Genomic DNA, 19807 nt, shown 5'->3' with positions numbered 1-19807 from the left:
TAAACTGCATCATTTCCTTCTTATTTCGTTACTCTAAACCAATCTATTTCAACATTTCCAGAATCATTTTTTACTTCTTCGCCTAAAGCGAAAAGTCCGACTTTTGCACCAATCCATTTTCCTTCTCTTGATTTGAAATCATTTCCGATTGGGTGATAATTTTTATCGTCTAAGCTGTAAAAGAAACTGCATATTCCGTCTTTCTTAATTTGAACTCTCAGATAAATGATATTGTTTTCTATTAAAATTGGTTTTGTTCCTGTTTCTGAAACCGTTTTGTCAAAAGTTCCAGTTTTCTGACTCAGGTATAATTTCCCATCGATATTTTTAAAACACAAAAAACTATAATCTAATCCCATTACAATCAAACCTGTAGATTCACCTTTTAATCTCGAATTAAAAGTCAGTTTTGTTGTAGCCGTAAATTCTTCTGCTGGGAATTTTTGCAATAGTAAATTTGGCGCATTAAAAATGTTTGCTGTTGTAGTGTTGCAAAACAGATTTAGATATCCTAAACTTGTTGGGAATCCAAAATTGGTTTGTTTGTTGGCCTGCCATTGCCATTGCAGTCCCAGTTTAGGTTCATTAAATTCATCTGAAGTTGCCGGAACTTCTATCGGATATTTTTTGCCGACATTTGGCTTTCTATAAGTTGTTACAGGTTCACCAATTCCGTTTTTATCAAAATCCTCTCCCATAACCGGCCAGTCGTTTACCCATTTCATTGGCTGAAGATGCACAATTCGTCCATAGGCCTCTTTATCCTGAAAATGAAAAAACCAGTCTTCTCCTGTCTGTGTCGTAACCCACGCACCTTGATGCGGACCATTTATTTTGGTCGAACCTTGTTCTAGAACCTTCTTTTTTTCATAAGGTCCGAAAACATTTTTCGATCTTAAAACGGTCTGCCATCCTGTTGGAACGCCGCCAGCTGGAGCAAAAATGTAGTAATATCCATTTCGTTTGTAAATTTTTGGGCCTTCAATAGTTTCTTCGCCTTTATGTCCGTCAATCACCATTACTTCGTCATTATTCACAACCGTTCCTTCTGGATTCATGGTGCACACTACAAGCAGACTTTTAATCTGCGCACGGCTTCCTGCAAAGGCATGAGTCAGATACGCTTTCCCATCGGTATCCCAAAGTGGACTCGGATCAATTAATCCTTTTCCTGCTTTTACCAAAAGCGGTTCAGACCAAGGGCCTTCTGCGTTTTTAGCTTTTATCATATAGATTCCGAAATCAGGATCTGGGTAGTAAATATAAAATTCGTTTTTATGAAAGGTAATGCTTGGTGCCCAAACTCCGTTTCCGTGCTGTACGCTATCATACATTTCAAATGGTGGCTGTTTTACCAAAGCATGTCCAATAATTTTCCAGTTTACCAAGTCTTTTGAATGTAAGATTGGCAAACCTGGAATACAGTTAAAAGATGAAGCTGTCATATAATAATCATCGCCTACGCGAACAACATCTGGATCTGAGTAATCGGCATGAATAACAGGATTGGTGTATGTTCCGTCTCCGTTATCTGGCGTCCAGACTTGCGCAGTATTCTTTTGAAAAGGAATAACGCAGAAGAGGAATAGGATGATTTTTATGTTTTTCATTTTTAACTATACTTTTTATTTAAACCCGACAGGTTTTAAAAACCTGTCGGGTTTGTAACTTGCTTATTCTTTGAGGAGTTTCTTTGCGATGCTTCGACTCCGCTAAGCAAGACAAAGCAGAGCATTCATAACTCATAACTCCAAACTCATAACTTCTAAAAATTATCTATTCAATTCAATAGCTGCCAAAATAAAAGGTCCTGTTGCTTTAGGATCGTTGTCTTTTTTTCTTTCGTTTACGTAATATTCATAAGAACCGTCACGGTATGGGTTTCCTCCTAAACCTGCCACTTGACAGCAGTTTGTTAAAGTAATTCCGCCATCTTCATCTACTTTTTTGATTAAAATTGTTGTTAATCCGTCAAAAGCTTTGTTGGCAGCTTTTTTAAATTTAGCTGGCAAATATCCTTTGTTTGATCCTTTTGCATAAGCATAAGCAAACATTGCAGATCCAGAAGCTTCTAAATAATTGTCTTTTTCTCCTCCTTTGTCTGTAACTTGATACCATAAACCAGATTTGCTATCCTGAAATTTAAGTATTGCCTCAGAAGCGTTATTCAAATATTTAATTAGCTCTTTTCTTTTTGGATGATCTTTTGGCATATAATCTAAAACATCAACCAAAGCCATTACATACCAGCCTAAAGATCTAGACCAGAAGTTTGGAGAGTTTCCTGTTTCTTTATTTGCCCAAGACATTTGTTTGCTTTCATCCCAACCGTGGTACAATAATCCAGTTTTTGGATCTGTAGCTTTAAGCTGAATTACTTCAAATTGTTTTGCGATATCGTCAAAACTTTTTCCGTTTTCAAATTTGGCTGTGTATTCTGCATAAAATGGTTCTCCCATATACAAACCATCTAGCCACATTTGGTTTGGATAGATTTGTTTGTGCCAGAATCCGCCGCTTTGCGTTCTTGGCTGCTCTGCAAGCTGTTTGCGAATTAGCTGTAATGCTTTTAAATATTTTTCATCTTTTGAAGCTTCATATACATTAAAAAGAAGACGTCCTGGCAATACTAAATCAATATTGTATTTATCAAACTCATACGTAGTAATGCTTCCGTCTGTTTGCACAAACTGATCTACATAAGTTCTTACGTAATTTTTGTATCTAGCATCAGGATTTTTTTTATACAATTCTTCTATTGAATGCAGCACTAAAGCATGAACGTAATCCCACTTTGGCTTTTTAGCATCGTCAATCATGTACGATTCTGGATGGCGTTTCATCAAGGTCAAGGCCATTTTATCAGACCATTTTGCATTTTTTCCAATTACGATATCTTTTGCAGGTTCCTGTGAGGTTACTTTACAACTTGTAATAGTCATAACCAAGACCATTAGAGCCGACATAAAGTAATTGTGCTTTCTACTATTTTTCATTTCAACATATATTAAATTCAACTATTTTTCTAATTCGATTGATGCTAATAAAAATGCTCCAAGGCCTATTGCACCATTTTCTTTTGTTTTGGAAGACAAATAATAATTGTTTGTTCCGTCACGGAATGGTTTTCCGCCCAAACCTACATTTGATGAAACATTCAAAATATTGACTTCTCCTTTTTTATCTACTTTCACAAATTCATTTACAAAACTGTCAAATGATTTTTTTGCTGTCGATTTATAGCTCGATGCCAAATAACCTTTATTAGCTCCTTTTGCAAAAGCATAAATAATCATTCCAGAAGCTGATGGTTCTACGTAGTTTCCATATAATTCTGGTTTATCGGCAACTTGATACCATAATCCATTTTCGCTTTTGTATTGATTCACATTTTTTGCAATCTGATTCAAATAGCCCACTAACACTTTATATTTTGGGTGTGATTTTGGGAAATAATCTAATGTTTCAACCAAAGCAACCATGTACCAGCCAATTCCTCTTCCCCAAATAGTTGGAGAAGTTCCTGTTTGTTTATCTGCCCAAGCAATATCCTTGCTTTCGTCCCAAGCCTGATAAACCAAACCTGTTTTTGGGTCTACAATATATTTTTGAACAAGTTCGAATTGTTTTGCAATATCATCTAAGCTTTTTCCTTTTTCGTACTTAACGGTAAACTGCGCATAAAAAGGTTCTGCCATATACAAACCGTCAATCCACATTTGATTTGGATAAATCTGTTTGTGCCAAAATCCTCCGCTTGGTGTTCTTGGCTGGCTTTCCAACTGATTTCTCAGTTTTCCGATAATCTGGAGATAGCGCGAATCTTTCGTAATATCATATAAATTAAACAGCAGTTTCCCTGGATTCAAACAATCGATATTGTATTCTTTTATATCGTATTTTTTAATATTCCCAGTACTGTCAATCATTCCATCAACATACTCTTTGATATAATTCAGGTATTTTTTATTGTTGGTTTTCTGATATAATTTTTCAAAACCAGACAGTACAAAACCCATTTTATAATCCCATTTTGGTTTATCATTTCCATCCAGCTGCCAAGCATTTGGATATTTATTTAAAATAGAAAGTGCTGTTCGTTCTGACCATTTCAAGTCGTACGGAATAACATTGTCTGATGCCTCTGTCTGATTTTGCGCAATGGCAAAAACATTGAAAAGCAACAATAATAGTATCGCTATTTTATGCTTCATACTTATTTTTTTTTGCCACTCCCGATAGCTATCGGGATAATGGATTATTTGGATTATTCTTTGGTTGCTTTTTTTAAACACACAGTCCCGAAGCTTCAAAAGTATGTGTTAAATTATTCTCACGCAGATTTAGCAGATTGAGCAGATTTTTTTAATCATTTTAATCCTTTAATCTGTGGCAAAAACAATTTTACATTTTCCCTTTTTTGTTCAGCACTTCTAATTGTTTATCTAAATATTGAGCAAATTCTTCTTTTGTTTTGATTCCGTTTACCTCTTGTTCCCAAGCTCCTAAAAGGTAAAAAGTCACCGCTTTTGTTGTTGGTTTAAAAACTAAAAGATAATCTAAATCTGTATCTGCTATGTTTTCGATAGTACTAATTTCATAAAAAATTGCCATTCCTAACTTATCTGGAACTAAAGATTGTTCTCCGTAAGTTGCGAGATACGCCCATTTTTTATTTTTGCTTTCTTTCTTAAGCAATTCGGCCGTTTTTTGTTTTACGATTCCAGTACAAATTCCTTTGATTGCTTGTGATGCTTTAATGGTATGCTGTGTATATAATTGATCTGGTTTAATAGTCAATTCTGAAATAAAATCAATTTTATCCGAAGCTGTTTTCCATCCATAATAATTTACTTTAACCGTAGATTCATTCGCCTTGTTAGCCACTGTTGCAATGGTTGAATCTACTTCACGGAAGTGTAATTTTTCGTTGTTTAAATAACGATCGATAGAACCAATTCCGATTCCTTTTCCTGCTTTTAAAATATCTGCTCCCCAATCGCTCATTTCATGGTAGGAATCGAAACCGTCCTGCCCTACTTTTGGCAGAATATTTTCTGATGTCTTTTTTCCGAAGATGTCGATAGCGTTTCTCCAATCTAAATACAAACGGTATCCAATTCTGTTGTTTTCCCAGCCCGGCCCTTCATAACGAATGTCAAAAGAATGGTCAGTATGCTCTGGAGCCAGCTTCAATCGATCCACATTTTTAAACACAGTACCGCCTTTATACTTTCTTCCTTCCCATTTTCCGTCTGTTTTTGCAGATATTTCGGCATACGTTTTATTCGTTTTGATATCATATTTTTGCGCATTTATGGCTGTTAGACCTGCGAAAAATAAAACTGCTGTGGTGATTTTTGCTTTCATTTTTATTCTAATATTATTTAAAAATTGTATCTAAAAATCGTACGCTGTACGAGATTGTCTGTGTAAACCAAGGGTCATAAAACCAAAATGAATGTGGCGAATCTGGAATGGTCTGCACTTCATTATAGATTTTATATTTATTCAAAATTTGAATCATATCGTCTCTTCCCGCATGAAATCTCGGAATGCTGCTACAGATATACAGTACAGGTGGCGTGTCTTTTCCTGTATGAGTGAGTGCCGAAGCATTTTTCCAATTTTCAGGAATCTCGTCAGATTTTCCTCCTAGCCAAAATGCCGCCATATCTCCTTCTGACGATTCTGGATGCTTGAATGCCAAAACACCGTCAACATCAATTATAGCATTGACTTTTGACGATGCTCTGCTTTTAAAATTTTTATCTTCAAAAAGCGGATTATTATTTGTTGTACCAATCAAAGCTGCCATTTGCCCTCCCGAAGAACAGCCTAAAACCGCAATTTTGTTTGGATCTACATTAAACTTTGCCGCATTGTCTTTGATAAATTTTATTGCGTTCTTAACGTCAATAACTCCCGTTGGATATTTTGCTTCTAATGATAATCTGTATTCAATCGCAAAACAAGAATAACCTTTTGCTGCAATTGCTGCACCTATAAACTGCATCTGGTTTTTATTTCCCGATCTCCATCCTCCACCGTGAATCATAATTACGGTAGGATTTTTTTTCTTTTTAGTATTGATAAAAGCATCAAAATGAAAAACGCGATCTTGTTCTCGATTGTAAACCAAATCGAATGTTTCTCTAACGTCTGGATTTACCTTTATTTCTGGAATCGTGATAAATGGATATTTCTTAATTAATTTAGCGTAAGTGCTTTTAATGGTGTACGACGTATCGACTTTGTACTGCTGGCTTTGCATTACAATTGCATTAAAAAACAACACTAAGATTAATTTAAATTTTCGCATTTCTAATCTTTACTTTTTAGTTAAGAAAGGAGTTTGACTTATAGTCAAACCCCTTTTTAACTACTTCAAAAAACATAGTTCTCAAAAAACTACCAATTACTAATAACCAGGGTTTTGAGGAAAATCTTTATTTTGGTTTAAATCCAAAGCAGATTGTGGTATTGGTCTTAAAATTTTAAGTTTTCCGTCAACACCAACAAAATTTGCTTCTTTAATTTTATAATTATAAGCCGAAGCTCTTGCAACCAAAGTTCCTGTACGTTTTAAGTCGAACCAGCGTTTGTACTCTCCCAACAATTCTCTTCCTCTTTCGTCTAAAATATAATCGATATTAAACTGAGCTAAAGTGGCATTGGCAACTCCTGCTCTTCTGCGCACCTCATTTAGACGAGCTAAACCTGTTCCTGGGTTTCCTGCTTTTAAATAAGCTTCTGCAGCAATTAAATACGTTTCTCCAAGTCTGGAAACTATAATGTCTCTTGTGCTTACAGGCCCTGTGCTTGAAGGCGTAGTTGGATCTGGATCGTCAAATTTCTTAACTGGAATAGTGTAGCAATCTAAGTTTTTAATTAGCGTATGTGCTGCAGAATATTCTCCCCAAGGATGGTACACGAATGTTGCTGATAATCTAGAAGCGTTAGCGGTCATCCAAGCAGTTTTATCTGCTGCTGTAAACCATTTTGGCTCATAAAAATGTCTCACTTTCAACGAAGCTGGATTTGAACTTCTGTAGTACGGATAGTATAAAATAGTTTTTGTAACTCCGTTTGTTGTTTCAGGCCCTTCTACAATTTCAGTCATAAAAGTAGCATTCCATCTTGCATCGCCTTTTTCGTACAAGCCTAAAGCATAATCTGTAGGACACAAATTATAGCTTCTTAATGGCGCTCCTGTTTCTGCACCTCCTAAATACGAACTGAAATAGTAAAACTGGTTATTACCTAATGTTGTCGGACTTGTACTTGTCGAAGCCTTGTCATATTGTACAGAAAAAATCGTTTCAGCATTTAAATCGTTTCCTGGTTTAAACAACTGATCGAAAGCAATTGCTAAAGTCTGACCTCCAATTGCAGCATCTGCATACGCAGCAGCCTTTGAAAAATCATCTGGTTTTCCAAAAGTTTCGTATCCTCTTGTTAGGTACACTTTTGCCAATAAATCATTTACGGCTCTTTTGTTTACTTTTCCAGATGTGTTGTAAGCAGTGGTCCCAACATTAGCTAAAGCAAAATCTAGATCAGCAATGATTTGCGTATAAACTTCTTCTGCACTATTTCTTGTAAAAGACAAAACTGGACTTGTAATATTCTCGCTTACAATTGGTACGCCTCCATAAGTCTGAACTAATAAGAAGTAAGCATTTGCTCTAAGAAATCTAGCCTCACCTACTAATGTATTAAGATTTGAAGTCTGTTCTGTTACTGTAGAATAATACACCGTTTTATTTACAGACTGAATTAGCTGATAGCAAGAATTATACAAATCGGCAACATTATCTGAAGATGGAATTAAAAGCGCATACTGGCTTAAACCTGCTGGTTCTGGAGTTCTTCCTTCTGCATACATGTCGGTTCCTGCTTCAAAAAGCCACGGATTTCCTCCATAAATTCCTTTTAGCCAAGCATAATTGGTATTAACTAGCAATTGAAAACCAGCCGCCGTCTTATAAGTTCCGTCTGCAGGAACATTCGACAAGCTTTCCTCTTCAATATAATTGCTGCAAGAACTTAAGGTTCCTACAATGATTCCTAATAATATGATGAATTTTTTCATTTGATATCTTTATTAAAATTTAACACTTAATCCCAATTGTGTAGTCACTGATGCCGGACGGTTTACTCCAAAAGCGGCACCAGCCCATTCAGGATCATATCCATCAAAATCTGTAAATACAAATGGGTCTAAAACATTCACATAAATTCTCAAATTACTGATTTTAAGTCTTTTCAATAACTCTGAATCTAATGTGTATCCTAAAGATATATTTTTGATTTTTACGTAAGAAACGTCTCTATAGTATCCAAATAAAGAAGTCCAATATGCTCCAGCTCCTGTTGCTACTGGTCCTGGTCTTGGGTTTTCATTATTTGCATTAGCCGCAATTCCTGTTCCGTTGGTTGGAATAAAATAATCCATCGCTAATTTCTGGCGTCCACGGTCACTCACATCAGCAAAGTTTTGGTGGAAAGTACTCAAAACCGTTTGTCCTTGACTTGTTAAAACCGAGAAGTTGAAATCGAAATTGCCAACAGTAAGTTTAGAATATAAACTTCCCTGCCATTCTGGATTTGCATTTCCGATTACGGTTCTATCATCTTGATTGAATTTACCATCTCCATTTAAATCTTTTGGTCTTGCTTGTCCAGGAGCCATTCCGTAAGATGCTGCCTGCGCTGCTTCGCTTTCTTGCCAAACTCCATCATAAACGTAGTTGTAGTTTGGATTTAATTCTGACCCTAAGATTAATTTGTTTCCAATATCACTTACTTGATCCTGATTGTAAATAGATTCTAATTTGTTTACGTTTTTAGTAAAGGTGAAAGTGGTTTCCCAGTTTACATTTTTACTTTTAATATTTTTAGTAGTCAATAATACCTCTACCCCTTTGTTGCTAACTGAACCAACGTTGGCATAGGTATTTTTCCAACCTGTTTCTGCTGGCAATTGCTGCTTGTAAATTAATTTATCTGATAGTCTGTCATAAACGTCTACTGTACCCGTAATTCTATTATTTAAGAATCCGTAGTCAAGTCCAAAGTTTAACTCACGTGTTTTTTCCCAAGTCAAATTTTGATTTGCTAAGTTTTCTGACTGCCAGCCCGAAACGACATTGGCTCCGTTTGCATAAAAAGTCTGTTGGTTTAATAACGCTTGAGAAGTATAAGGTGCAACGTTGTCGTTTCCTGTATAACCTAAACTCGCACGAAGTTTTAAATCTGAAATAACAGAGCTGTTTGCTAAGAAAGATTCTTTACTGATTTTCCATCCTAGAGCCACAGAAGGGAAACTCTGCCATTTATTACCTTCAGATAAAACAGAAGAACCATCCCATCTTGTAGAAGCTGTTAATAAATATTTATCTTTAAAAGTATAATTTAAACGAACAGCATAAGAGCTTAAAGTATTCTTTTGATAACCTGAACTTATGTTATAACTTGTTTGAACTCCAGATCCCATATTATTTGATCCAACATCAAAAGGCTGATTGTTAGAATACAAATAAGACGTTTCATCAACATTTGAGTACAAACTCTGTAATAATAAAACACTAAAATCATGCACTTCTTTAAAGGTGTGTTTCAAATCAATCTGGTTATCCCAAGTATAATTAAAGTTGTTGAAGTTTTTAATTGATGCTGAGTTTTTACCGTTTAACGTTACACCTGCATTTGTCTGTGCTGTATAAGCCGCACTTGTAACTGTATTTTCTATACCTCCTGCAAATGTTGTTTTAAACGAAAGCCATTTTAATGGTTGATATTGGAAGAAAACATTTCCAACAGTTTGCCATGTTTTTTCCGTCTGAGAAGAATTAGCAATTTCCATTAACGGATTTACTGTTGATGTTTTATTAATAGCCCATGAACCGTCAGGATAAGTTAATTTCCCTGGAAGAAAAAATAACGTTCCCACTTTTTCATTTCCTTGTGCATCAACAGCCCAAGGAGACATTAACGGGCTTAATCTAAAAGCATCCTGCATTGCTAAATCACTACCTAATTGTGTATCAAGACGTGCTACCGTAATGTTGGCTCCAGTGGTAAATTTATCATTGATTTTATGATTCAATCCTAATTTAAAAGAATATTTATCTGTCGAATCATTTTCGATAAGTCCTTCATCACTCTGAACTCCGAATCCTAAGTTATAACTCAAACCAGAATCTGAACGTCCTGTAACATTCAAATAATTATTCTGAGTCATACCTGGTTTAAGAACAGCATCCGTCCAATCAAAATTATAACCGCTGTTTGCACGAGAAACCAATAATGGACTCTGATTTCCTGCTAAAGCAGCTAATTGTGCTGGCGTTTGTGTCAGCGGTGTTGCACTCATATAAGCCACCTGATGGAATTTCCACCATTCTTCACCGTTCATCATTTTTGGCATTCTTGCAGCAGTTTTAGTACCGTAAGAAGTATCAAAAGTTACGTTGATTCCAGATTTAACATTCGCACCACTTTTTGTAGTTACGATAATAACACCACTAGCTCCTCTAGAACCATAAATTGCAGCCGAAGAAGCATCTTTTAAAACGTCCATTCTAGAAATATCCTGCGGGTTCAAAAAGTCAATATTATCAACTGGAACGCCATCTACAATATATAAAGGCGACGATCCAACTAACGAGTTATTTCCTCTAATTACTACTTTGTACCCATCTCCTGCGCGTCCTGAAGCAGATGAAATCTGAACCCCTGGTGTGCTTCCTTGAATTGCCTCCAATGGACTTGTAGTATTTCTTTCTGTAATGGTTGCTGCGCTAATTGTACTAACAGAACCTGTAAGATCTGTCTTTTTTACAGAACCGTATCCTACAACAACAACTTCATTCAATGAATTGGATTGTTCTGCAAGTGTCACGTTGATTTTAGATTTTCCAGCAACACTTACTTCTTGTGTTTGAAATCCTAAATAGCTAATTATTAAAGTTGCTTTACTGTTTGATACATTAATTTTGAAACTTCCTTCAAAATCTGTCGAAGTTCCGTTTTTAGTTCCCTTTTCATTAATGTTTACCCCTGGCAGTGACATACCTGTAGCATCGGTAATCTTCCCTTCAATTGTGGTTGACTGTGCGTATATAGAACTGCACAGTAAAAAATTCAGGAAAAAGAAAAATACAAAGTACTTATCTTTTTTCTCAGATAATTGTTTAATACTCATGTGGTTTAAAGTTTGGTTAATTGATAGTGTTTAGTTAGTAATAGATTCTACTTTTTTCTCATTGATATAGGTATTTATAAAATTTATGTTTTTGACGTTTTTTAATAAGTAGAGCGAATCTACTTTTTGGATTTTTACATTTTTTAACGTTATGTTTTCAACAGGAGATTCCTTATAGCCTTCTGCCCAAACGCTGTATTTCCCACCGTTTTTTACCGTTACATTCTCTAAGCTTACATTTCTGATGGTTGGAATAAAGTTTCCTGTCTGCGATCCGTAAACATTGTAGAACATATTTAATTTCAGAACACATTCTTTTACCGTTCCCACTTCAAGGTTTCGAACATAGATATTCTCAATGATTCCGCCCCTTTTTGAATTGGTTTTGATGCGAATGGCACGATCTAAATTTGGACTATCCATGACGCAATTTTCTACAAAAACATTATTTACACCTGCCGAAATTTCGCTTCCAATTACAACTCCACCGTGACCGTCAATCATTTTACAATTTTGCACGATGATGTTTTTACTTGGTATTGCCACTCTTCTTCCGTCGCCATCGCGACCTGCTTTAATTGCAATACAATCATCGCCTGTATTGAAAGTGCAGTTTCTGATTATGATATTTTGCGAATATTCAGGATCACAGCCATCATTATTTGGCCCATGGCTGTTAACCGTTACGCCGTCAATAATCATGTTGTTTGTTTTTATTGGATGTAAAATCCAAAATGGAGAATTGATGATTTTTACATCTTTTACCAAAGCAGTATTGCATTCAAAAAATTCAATAAAATTTGGTCTTAAGTAACGCCCTTCTCCAAAAACTCTTTCTGATACAGGAATTCCTTTTTCTGCCATGTCAACCAATACTTCACGATTTGTTGGATCATTTTGAGACGGAATGCCTTTTTTCCAGCCATAATTTTTTCCGCCAGACCAAATCCACCAATTGGTGCTGTCTGCTTGACCATTTAAGGTTCCTTTTCCCGTAACCGCAATATTGGTTTTGTTTTTTGCATAAATAAGCGGAGAATAATTCATTACTTCAGTTCCTTCCCAAGAAGTATGAACGATAGGATAATCTTTCGGATTTAAACTAAAAAGAATCTCAGCATTATCTTCTAAATGCAGATTAACGTTACTTTCCAAATGAATGGCTCCTGTTAGATATTTTCCGTTTGGAACTAAAACCTTACCTCCACCGTTTGCTGCACATTCTTGTATTGCTTTTTGAAAAGCCAAAGTGTTTAATGTTTTTCCGTCTGCAACAGCGCCAAAATCGTTTATGTTATACACTTTATCTGAAAAATGCACTTGCGGAATGCTCTTGATAACCAAATCCATTTTTTGCCATGGATTTTCTGAAGAAAGAGAAGAAGAATGTTTTGCACATGACTGCATTAACAGCCCTGTAAAGGCTAAAAAAAGAATCTTTTTTAATGTGACAATCTCCTTTGTAATCATTTGTGCAGATTTTTCTTGTTTGAATATCAAAAACATCGGGTTTTATGTAATCGATTACACGAAAGTAGAAAAATAGTTCTGAGACACCAAATTAATTTAGAAAAAAAATATATATTTAATTTTTATTACAAATTTTATTTACATTTAATGCAAAAAATTAGATAATTTATTATCATTGTAAAACCTAAAACGTTTGAGTTTTAAATTATGGTAATCGATAACAATATTTATTGTGTAATAAAAAAAAATGTACTTTTGTTTAAAAATAATTCGATAAACTTTTTTTGAATGAGTGAAAAAGTAACTATTTACGATATTGCTGAAAAACTAAATATCACAGCTGCAACAGTTTCCAGAGCGTTAAACAATAATCCTAAAATAAAGGAAGCTACGCGAGAGTTGGTTATCAAGACTGCTGCTGCGATGAACTACAAGCAAAATAAACTGGCGCTAGCTTTAAAAAGTGGACGAAGTAATAATATCGGAGTTATTGTGCCGCGTATTGACAGCAACTTTTTCGCCTCGGTTATTCGAGGAATCGAAGAAGAGCTTTATCCTCACGGCTATCAGGTTATTATCTGTCAGACTCACGAAAGCATAAAAAGGGAGAACGAAAACCTTCATACACTTGTAGATGCTCAAGTTGACGGCATTATGATGTCTGTAACGGGTATTTCTGATGAGAACGACAGCGCTTTTAGAAATGTATTGGAGAAAAATGTACCGCTAATATTTTTTGATAGAAGCAAGCACATTGATGGCGTGAGTTCTGTAACCATTAATGACTTTAAAGGCGGTTATCTAGCTACAAAGCATTTAATTGATGAAGGTTGCCGAAACATTGCTCACTTCTCTGGAGATCAATCGTTAGACATTTTCAAAAACAGGTTTTTAGGCTACAAACAAGCTCTATTAGACAACGGACTTACTTTTAATGAAGAATATGTTATTTTCACAAAAAGTAGCGTTGAAGCTGGTAAAGACGCTGTTGATAAACTCCTACAATTAGAAACTCCTCCCGACGCGATATTTTCGTCAAGTGATTTTGCCGCATTGGGTGCAATTCAGGAACTGAAAGAACGTAATATCAGCATTCCGAGTGAATTTTGTGTTGCAGGTTTCAGTAACGAACCTTTTACAAAATTCATGGAACTATCTATCACTTCTGTAGATCAGTCACCACTTGAAATGGGAAGGATGTCTGCTCGTGTTTTCTTAGAACAAGTAGACAAAACAGATACAATTAAAATTGAAAAAAAAGTCGTTCTTGCACCAGAATTGCATATTCGTAAATCTTCTACAAGAACTAATTTTTAATTTTTTTTTTCACCATATAAGTTATATAAGCTCATTTTAGGATGGGCTTTTTTTTTGCAAGCTCCAGAGGAGCTTAATATTTATAGACAACAATTCGTTATCGAGAATAAAGCTCCCGAGGAGCGACATATTTTTCTGCAACCTAAATATATATCGCTCCGCTGGAGCTTTTGTTTGTATCTATTATTTCAATTCTATAAATATTTTGCTCCGCTGGAGCTTTCTCTAGAAAAAAAATGCGCTACAGTGCGTCTCTACAGATAAACCTTTTATCACTTTCGCTTCAGAGAAGCGAAATATTTATAGCAAAAGATAAATGGTTACAATATAAAGCTCCAGCGGAGAAACATGTTTTTCTGCAACCAAAATATATATCGCTCTGCTGGAGCTTTATTCTCAATGGCTAATTGTTACCTATAAATATTAAGCTCCTCCGGAGCTTTTCCTAAAAAACAAGAGACGTAATGCAGTACGCCTCTACAGATAAAACTTTTATCACTTTCGCTTCAGAGAAGCGAGATATTTATATAAAAATCTAAATCACATACATATAGCTCCAGCGGAGCTTCTTTTGCCTGTCTTATTGCAATTCTATAAATATTTCGCTCTCCGAAGCTTTCTCTAAAAATAAGAGACGCACTACTGTGCGTCTTCTATATAAACCTTTGTCACTTTGCATCTCTGCAACTTTGTACCTAAAAAAATTACAACGACACTCCTCTTTTCCAAGGAATAAAATCGTTCTGATTTAAAATTGCAGCTTTTGTTTTAATGTTACCGCTGGCAACATCAATAATAAACTCAAGCATTTCGTCAGCCATTTCATCAATAGATTTTTCACCAGTGATAATTCCACCAGTATCGATATCAATAATGTCAGACATTTTGTTTGCTAACTGTGTGTTTGATGAAATCTTTACAACCGGCGCAATTGGATTTCCTGTCGGAGTTCCTAAACCTGTTGTAAACAATACCATGTTAGCTCCAGAACCAACCATTGCCGTTGTACACTCTACATCATTTCCTGGTGTACATAACAACGTAAAGCCTGGTTCGCTAATATATTCTCCATAATCGTAAACACCTGTAATTGGCGATGTTCCACCTTTTTTAGCAGCACCAGCCGATTTCATAGCATCTGTAATCAAACCGTCTTTAATGTTACCTGGAGACGGATTCATATCAAATCCTGAACCTGCATCAACAACTGTTTTTTCATACCATTGCATTAAGTCTAAGAAACGTTTTCCGTCCTTATCATCTATACAACGATTTACTAATTCCTGTTCTACTCCACATAATTCAGGAAATTCAGAAAGAATTGTAGTTCCTCCCAAAGCAACTAAATGATCTGATAACACTCCCAATGTTGGGTTTGCAGAAATTCCAGAGAATCCGTCAGATCCACCGCACTCTAAACCAATTCTTAGTTTAGATAATGGTGCTGGTTCTCTCTTAATTTCGTTTGCTTTTTTGATTGCTTCAAAAGTATCTTTTACGACACTACTCAACATCGTTTCAATTGTTCCAATAGATTGCTGATCGTAAATCAAAACAGGCTTTTTACTGTTTGGATTAATCGCATCTAAAGCTTCTTTGAAAATTGAAATCTGAAGATTCTGACATCCTAAACTCAAAACTGTTGCTCCAGCCACGTTTGGATTGTTTACATAACCCGCCAAAAGCTTCGCTAAACTGTGTGAATCCTGACGAATTCCACCACAACCTCCTTGGTGTGTGATGAATTTTACTTCGATATTATTGAATAAATTAGCATCGTTTGAAGCTTCTTGATTTCCTGCTCCACCAGTTTCTGATTTTACCAAAGAACGCAACAATAACTGATAATCGTTCTCTTTTGGTTTCATCAATTCTTTCTCAAAAATATCTTTTAAGATTTCGATGTTTCTGTTTTCACAAAAAACTAATGGAAAAAACAACCATACATTTTCTGTTCCAACCTGACCGTCTTCTCTATGATAGCCCTGCCACGTTCTATCTTTCCATTTATCGATATTTGGTGCAGTCCAGCCAATAGTTTCTGTTTTACCCGTAACTTTATCACTTTCGTGTTTTACGTTAGCAGTAGAAAGCAGTCCGCCTTTTTCGATTCTAGCGCTTGCTTTTCCAACCAAAACACCATACATAATGATTCTGTCCCCTACATTAAAAGGAACCATTGCAATCTTATGTTTCATTTTTACATCAGACTCTACGGTAATTGATTGTCCTTCAAAATCAATCACTTCGCCTGCAGTAAGATCCACCAAAGCAACCGCAACATTATCGGTTGGGTGAACTTTTATTAATTTTTTCTGCGTTGCCATAATTAACCTTTGTTCTTTGTTCTTTTTGTTGTGTTTTTTTATTTTATTCTTTCTTGAAACTTAACAAAGCCAGCTTCAATTCCGTTTGAATCTATTTCTTCTAAAGCAATTGTAATTGCTTTTGTCAACCCTGGAATTTCAGTTAGATCCTGATCCCAGAAACTTTTGTTTTGTAATGTTAAACGAGCAATTTTCTCGTAATCATCAGATTTCCAAAGTCCGTTAAAGAATGCTGTAATATCTTCACCATCTTTAACTGGTAAACTTTCACCATTCCAAGTTCCTTTGTAGAAACGAATTAAGCTCGCTAATGAAAAAGTCAAATTAACAGGCAATTTTTTGTTTGTATTATAATATCCTAATAAACTAGGCAGAACTCGTACTTTAAATTTTGATACAGAATTTAATGCAATATCAGCAAGTGCATGTTTGATAAATGGATTTTTAAATCGATCCATTACTTCTTCAGAATAGGCTGTAATTTCATTTTTATCCATATCAAGCGTTTCACTAATTTCACTAATAACGCTATTCACAAATTTTCCTGTAAAATCTCCGTTAACAGTTTCCATTACTAATTTATTGCCGTGTAAAAGTGAAAAAGGAACCATTGCCGTATGCGCACCGTTTAAAATACGAACTTTAATCATTTTAAAAGGACGAATATCATCAACGATTTTTACATTCAAATCTGTTTTATGAAAAGGCAATTTTGCTTTTAGATCATCTCCACCTTCAATAGCCCAAAGGAAAAAAGGTTCAGCTGCAACAATTAAATTGTCCTGATAATCTAATTTGTTATTGTATTCTTCAATTTCAGCTCTTGGATATCCAGGAACAATTCTGTCAACCAAAGTACTATGATAGGTACAAGCCTCTGATACCCAAGTTTTAAACGCATCTTCTAATTTCCATAAATCAACATATTGTAAAATATATTTTTTAAGCGTCTCAGAGTTATAATCAATTAATTCACAAGGAATTATTGTAACTCCTTTAGAAGCATCTCCATTAAAATGTTTAAATCTTTCATATAATAAAACCGTCAATTTTGCAGGAAATGATACTGGCGGCTGCATGTCTGGAGTGTCACTTTCAATAAATTCAATTCCAGCTTCTGTAGTATTAGAAACAATAAACTGAAGTTCTTCTTCTTTGGCTAAAGCCAAATAATTTGCAAATTCAGTATATGGGTTTATCGTTTTTACAATATTATTAATCAACACAATATCTTGTATCTTTTCACCTTTTTTAATTCCGTTCATAAACAAGGTATAAAGACCGTCCTGATCATTAATCATATTTATCATACCGTCTTTCAAAGGCTGAACTACTGCAATACCGGCATTAAAATCAACTTCTTTATTTAGTTTATCAAAAGCATAATCAACAAAGGCTCTTAAAAAATTACCTTCTCCAAACTGAACTACCTTAATTGGCTGTAACTTTTCTAATCCTGTATTTACTCTATTTAATTTTTTCATTTTGAATTTTCTTTAATGCGTTATAAATAACCATTTATAAACCCTATTTCATTATTTCTGCCTTTAAAATTGTAAATGAAACATTACACCCGATTGAGTAAAATTAAGCCGGCTGTGAGGAATGGCTAGCCAAATTTTTCAAGCGTAATGTTCAATTACAATCTCTAAAAATCTAAAAAAACTTATAAAATAAGGAGTTAGGCATGATTACCCCTTAATCTATTTTCTAATATCTTTTATAATGTCAAGAACCTGTTTCACTTTCGCAGTAAGTCCGTCGAAGTCTTTATTGTCTAATATATCTTTTGAAATTAATTGTGAGCCTAAGCCTACACAAGTTGCACCTGCATTTAGCCATGAACTCAAACTTTCTTTTGTCGGATAAACACCGCCTGTAGGCATAATGTTTGTCCACGGACATGGGCCTTTTATCGCTTTGATAAACTCTGGCCCGTAAGTATCAGCTGGAAATAATTTTACAATTTCGCAACCTAATTCTTCTGCTTTTGCAATTTCTGTCAAAGTACCGCAGCCTGGCGACCAAAGTACTTTTCTGCGATTACAAGCTATAGCTATATCTTCTCTAAATACTGGTGTTACAATAAAATTTGCTCCTAAACTCATGTACAAAGAAGCCGAAGCCGCATCTGTAATAGAACCTACTCCCAAGATCATTCCCGGAAGTTCTGCTAAAGCATATTTATTTAAAGCTCCAAAAACTTCATGTGCAAAATCGCCTCTGCTCGTAAATTCCATTAATCTGGAACCTCCATCATAACATGCTTTTAAAACTTTTTTACTTAGCTCAATATCCGAGTGAAAGAATAACGGAACCATACCGTTGTCTTTCATGGTCTGAGCTACTTCAATTCTTGAATATTTTGCCATTTTTATTTTAAATTATCTTGATACCAATGCAGAACCATCACCATCAATCATATTTTCAACTTCTTTTAAAGTAACCAAGTTGTAATCGCCTGCAATTGTATGTTTCAAACAACAAGCTGCAACTGCAAAATCTAATGCTCTTTGGTTGTTATTATATTCCAATAAACCATAGATTAATCCGCCCATAAAGGCATCTCCACTTCCTACACGATCTACAACTGGAGTAACTTCTTTTACGGCTGCGCTATAAATTGCTTTTCCGTCGTATAAAATTCCACCAATTCTCTGGTGAGATGCGCTAACAGAATAACGAAGCGTCGTTGCAGCAATTTTCAAGCTCGGAATCAATTCAAACAATTTGTCATAAACTGCTGGAAGCGATTTTTCGTCTTGATAATTCGGATTTACTTTCGGAATTCCCAACATGAAATAGGCCGTATCAATATCTCCTAAAATCACATTACTATATTTCAGCATTTCTGGCATAACCTCACTCGGAGTTTTTCCGTATTGCCAAAGTTTTGATCTATAGTTTAAATCGCATGAAATTTTAATTCCTTTTTTGTGAGCGATTTTAATTGCCTCTAAACAAGCTTCAGCTGCACTTTCTGAAATCGCTGGCGTAATGCCACTCCAATGAAACCATTCTGCACCTTCCAAAACATTTTCCCAATCAACCTGTCCTTTTTGTATAGTCGACATGGCGCTGTGAGCACGGTCATAAACTACATTGCTTCCGCGAGTTCCCGCTCCTGTTTCTAAGAAATAGATTCCTAAACGCTCTCCTCCGAAAACAATATTTTTAGACTCGACATTCATTTTTCTGATTTCTTTTAATGCAGAAAAACCAATTTCATTTTCAGGCAGTCTGGTAACAAATTCAGCATTTACACCATAATTTGCCAAAGAAACACATACATTAAATTCACCGCCACCATACGTAGCACCAAATGCCGTAGATTGTGAAAAACGCAAATGTCTTTCTGTCGATAAACGCAGCATGATTTCTCCAAATGCAACTACTCTACTCATTATTTATATATTTTTTTTGCCACAGATTACAATGATTAAAAAGGATTTCATTTAGCGAGCCTTGCGTAAATCTTTGCGAA

General features: G+C 35.2%; 13 protein-coding genes. 1 reads left to right on the top strand and 12 read right to left on the bottom strand.

The features are described 5' to 3' along the window. Positions 1–20 precede the first annotated feature (20 nt). From DMB71_RS14125 to DMB71_RS14090, 8 genes are all read right to left on the bottom strand, one after another. Complete coding sequence (locus tag DMB71_RS14125) at positions 21–1610, bottom strand: glycoside hydrolase family 43 protein (protein ID WP_111367127.1); 1590 nt, start codon at positions 1608–1610, stop codon at positions 21–23. Between the two features lie 162 nt (positions 1611–1772). After that, a complete protein-coding gene (locus DMB71_RS14120) occupies positions 1773–2996 on the bottom strand; it encodes a glycoside hydrolase family 88/105 protein (protein WP_111367420.1) in 1224 nt (407 codons plus the stop codon). Positions 2997–3017: 21 nt separating this feature from the next. Further along, the gene (locus DMB71_RS14115; protein WP_111367125.1) at positions 3018–4214 is read right to left on the bottom strand and encodes a glycoside hydrolase family 88/105 protein; all 1197 of its coding nucleotides are present in this window, start codon (positions 4212–4214) and stop codon (positions 3018–3020) included. A 190-nt stretch (positions 4215–4404) separates the two neighbouring features. Beyond that, complete coding sequence (locus DMB71_RS14110; RefSeq protein WP_111367123.1) at positions 4405–5370, bottom strand: DUF4861 family protein; 966 nt, start codon at positions 5368–5370, stop codon at positions 4405–4407. A 13-nt stretch (positions 5371–5383) separates the two neighbouring features. Beyond that, positions 5384–6322, bottom strand: a complete 939-nt coding sequence (locus DMB71_RS14105) for an alpha/beta hydrolase (protein WP_111367121.1) — start codon at positions 6320–6322, stop codon at positions 5384–5386. Positions 6323–6421: 99 nt separating this feature from the next. Then, the gene (locus DMB71_RS14100; protein ID WP_111367119.1) at positions 6422–8095 is read right to left on the bottom strand and encodes a RagB/SusD family nutrient uptake outer membrane protein; all 1674 of its coding nucleotides are present in this window, start codon (positions 8093–8095) and stop codon (positions 6422–6424) included. A 12-nt stretch (positions 8096–8107) separates the two neighbouring features. Next, positions 8108–11209: a SusC/RagA family TonB-linked outer membrane protein gene (locus DMB71_RS14095; protein WP_111367116.1), complete on the bottom strand. Its 3102-nt coding sequence runs from the start codon at positions 11207–11209 to the stop codon at positions 8108–8110. Between the two features lie 30 nt (positions 11210–11239). Next, positions 11240–12679 carry a glycoside hydrolase family 28 protein gene (locus DMB71_RS14090; protein WP_111367418.1) on the bottom strand — a complete coding sequence of 480 codons (1440 nt, stop codon included), beginning with the start codon at positions 12677–12679 and terminating at the stop codon, positions 11240–11242. A 288-nt stretch (positions 12680–12967) separates the two neighbouring features. Here DMB71_RS14090 and DMB71_RS14085 point away from each other — a divergent pair, with 288 nt between their 5' ends. Beyond that, on the top strand, positions 12968–13996 hold the full coding sequence (locus tag DMB71_RS14085; RefSeq protein ID WP_111367115.1) for a LacI family DNA-binding transcriptional regulator: 1029 nt from the start codon (positions 12968–12970) through the stop codon (positions 13994–13996). Between the two features lie 704 nt (positions 13997–14700). On the opposite strand, the gene DMB71_RS14080 is transcribed toward DMB71_RS14085, so the two are convergent. The 4 genes from DMB71_RS14080 to DMB71_RS14065 all read right to left on the bottom strand — a co-directional run bounded on the left by DMB71_RS14080 (position 14701) and on the right by DMB71_RS14065 (position 19727). Then, entirely contained in the window at positions 14701–16323 is a 1623-nt protein-coding gene (locus DMB71_RS14080; RefSeq protein ID WP_111367113.1) for a UxaA family hydrolase, read from the bottom strand. 38 nt (positions 16324–16361) lie between these two features. Further along, on the bottom strand, positions 16362–17807 hold the full coding sequence (locus DMB71_RS14075; RefSeq protein ID WP_111367111.1) for a tagaturonate reductase: 1446 nt from the start codon (positions 17805–17807) through the stop codon (positions 16362–16364). A gap of 219 nt (positions 17808–18026) precedes the next feature. Further along, entirely contained in the window at positions 18027–18695 is a 669-nt protein-coding gene (locus DMB71_RS14070; RefSeq protein ID WP_111367108.1) for a bifunctional 4-hydroxy-2-oxoglutarate aldolase/2-dehydro-3-deoxy-phosphogluconate aldolase, read from the bottom strand. A gap of 12 nt (positions 18696–18707) precedes the next feature. Further along, entirely contained in the window at positions 18708–19727 is a 1020-nt protein-coding gene (locus DMB71_RS14065; RefSeq protein ID WP_111367107.1) for a sugar kinase, read from the bottom strand. Between the last annotated feature and the right edge of the window lie 80 nt (positions 19728–19807).

The sequence above is a fragment of the Flavobacterium tistrianum genome (assembly GCF_003254545.1).
GTDB classification, from domain to species: Bacteria; Bacteroidota; Bacteroidia; order Flavobacteriales; family Flavobacteriaceae; genus Flavobacterium; species Flavobacterium tistrianum.
The sequence above is the reverse complement of the archived record's forward strand: the minus strand, read 5'-3'. Positions and strand labels throughout refer to the sequence as shown.

What these genes read in the sequence shown, in the direction of transcription:
- DMB71_RS14125 (WP_111367127.1), bottom strand. Translation starts at nt 1,610, where the DNA reads ATGAAAAACATAAAAATCATCCTATTCCTCTTCTGCGTTATTCCTTTT.
- DMB71_RS14120 (WP_111367420.1), bottom strand. Translation starts at nt 2,996, where the DNA reads ATGAAAAATAGTAGAAAGCACAATTACTTTATGTCGGCTCTAATGGTC.
- DMB71_RS14115 (WP_111367125.1), bottom strand. Translation starts at nt 4,214, where the DNA reads ATGAAGCATAAAATAGCGATACTATTATTGTTGCTTTTCAATGTTTTT.
- DMB71_RS14110 (WP_111367123.1), bottom strand. Translation starts at nt 5,370, where the DNA reads ATGAAAGCAAAAATCACCACAGCAGTTTTATTTTTCGCAGGTCTAACA.
- DMB71_RS14105 (WP_111367121.1), bottom strand. Translation starts at nt 6,322, where the DNA reads ATGCGAAAATTTAAATTAATCTTAGTGTTGTTTTTTAATGCAATTGTA.
- DMB71_RS14100 (WP_111367119.1), bottom strand. Translation starts at nt 8,095, where the DNA reads ATGAAAAAATTCATCATATTATTAGGAATCATTGTAGGAACCTTAAGT.
- DMB71_RS14095 (WP_111367116.1), bottom strand. Translation starts at nt 11,209, where the DNA reads ATGAGTATTAAACAATTATCTGAGAAAAAAGATAAGTACTTTGTATTT.
- DMB71_RS14090 (WP_111367418.1), bottom strand. Translation starts at nt 12,679, where the DNA reads ATGATTACAAAGGAGATTGTCACATTAAAAAAGATTCTTTTTTTAGCC.
- DMB71_RS14085 (WP_111367115.1), top strand. Translation starts at nt 12,968, where the DNA reads ATGAGTGAAAAAGTAACTATTTACGATATTGCTGAAAAACTAAATATC.
- DMB71_RS14080 (WP_111367113.1), bottom strand. Translation starts at nt 16,323, where the DNA reads ATGGCAACGCAGAAAAAATTAATAAAAGTTCACCCAACCGATAATGTT.
- DMB71_RS14075 (WP_111367111.1), bottom strand. Translation starts at nt 17,807, where the DNA reads ATGAAAAAATTAAATAGAGTAAATACAGGATTAGAAAAGTTACAGCCA.
- DMB71_RS14070 (WP_111367108.1), bottom strand. Translation starts at nt 18,695, where the DNA reads ATGGCAAAATATTCAAGAATTGAAGTAGCTCAGACCATGAAAGACAAC.
- DMB71_RS14065 (WP_111367107.1), bottom strand. Translation starts at nt 19,727, where the DNA reads ATGAGTAGAGTAGTTGCATTTGGAGAAATCATGCTGCGTTTATCGACA.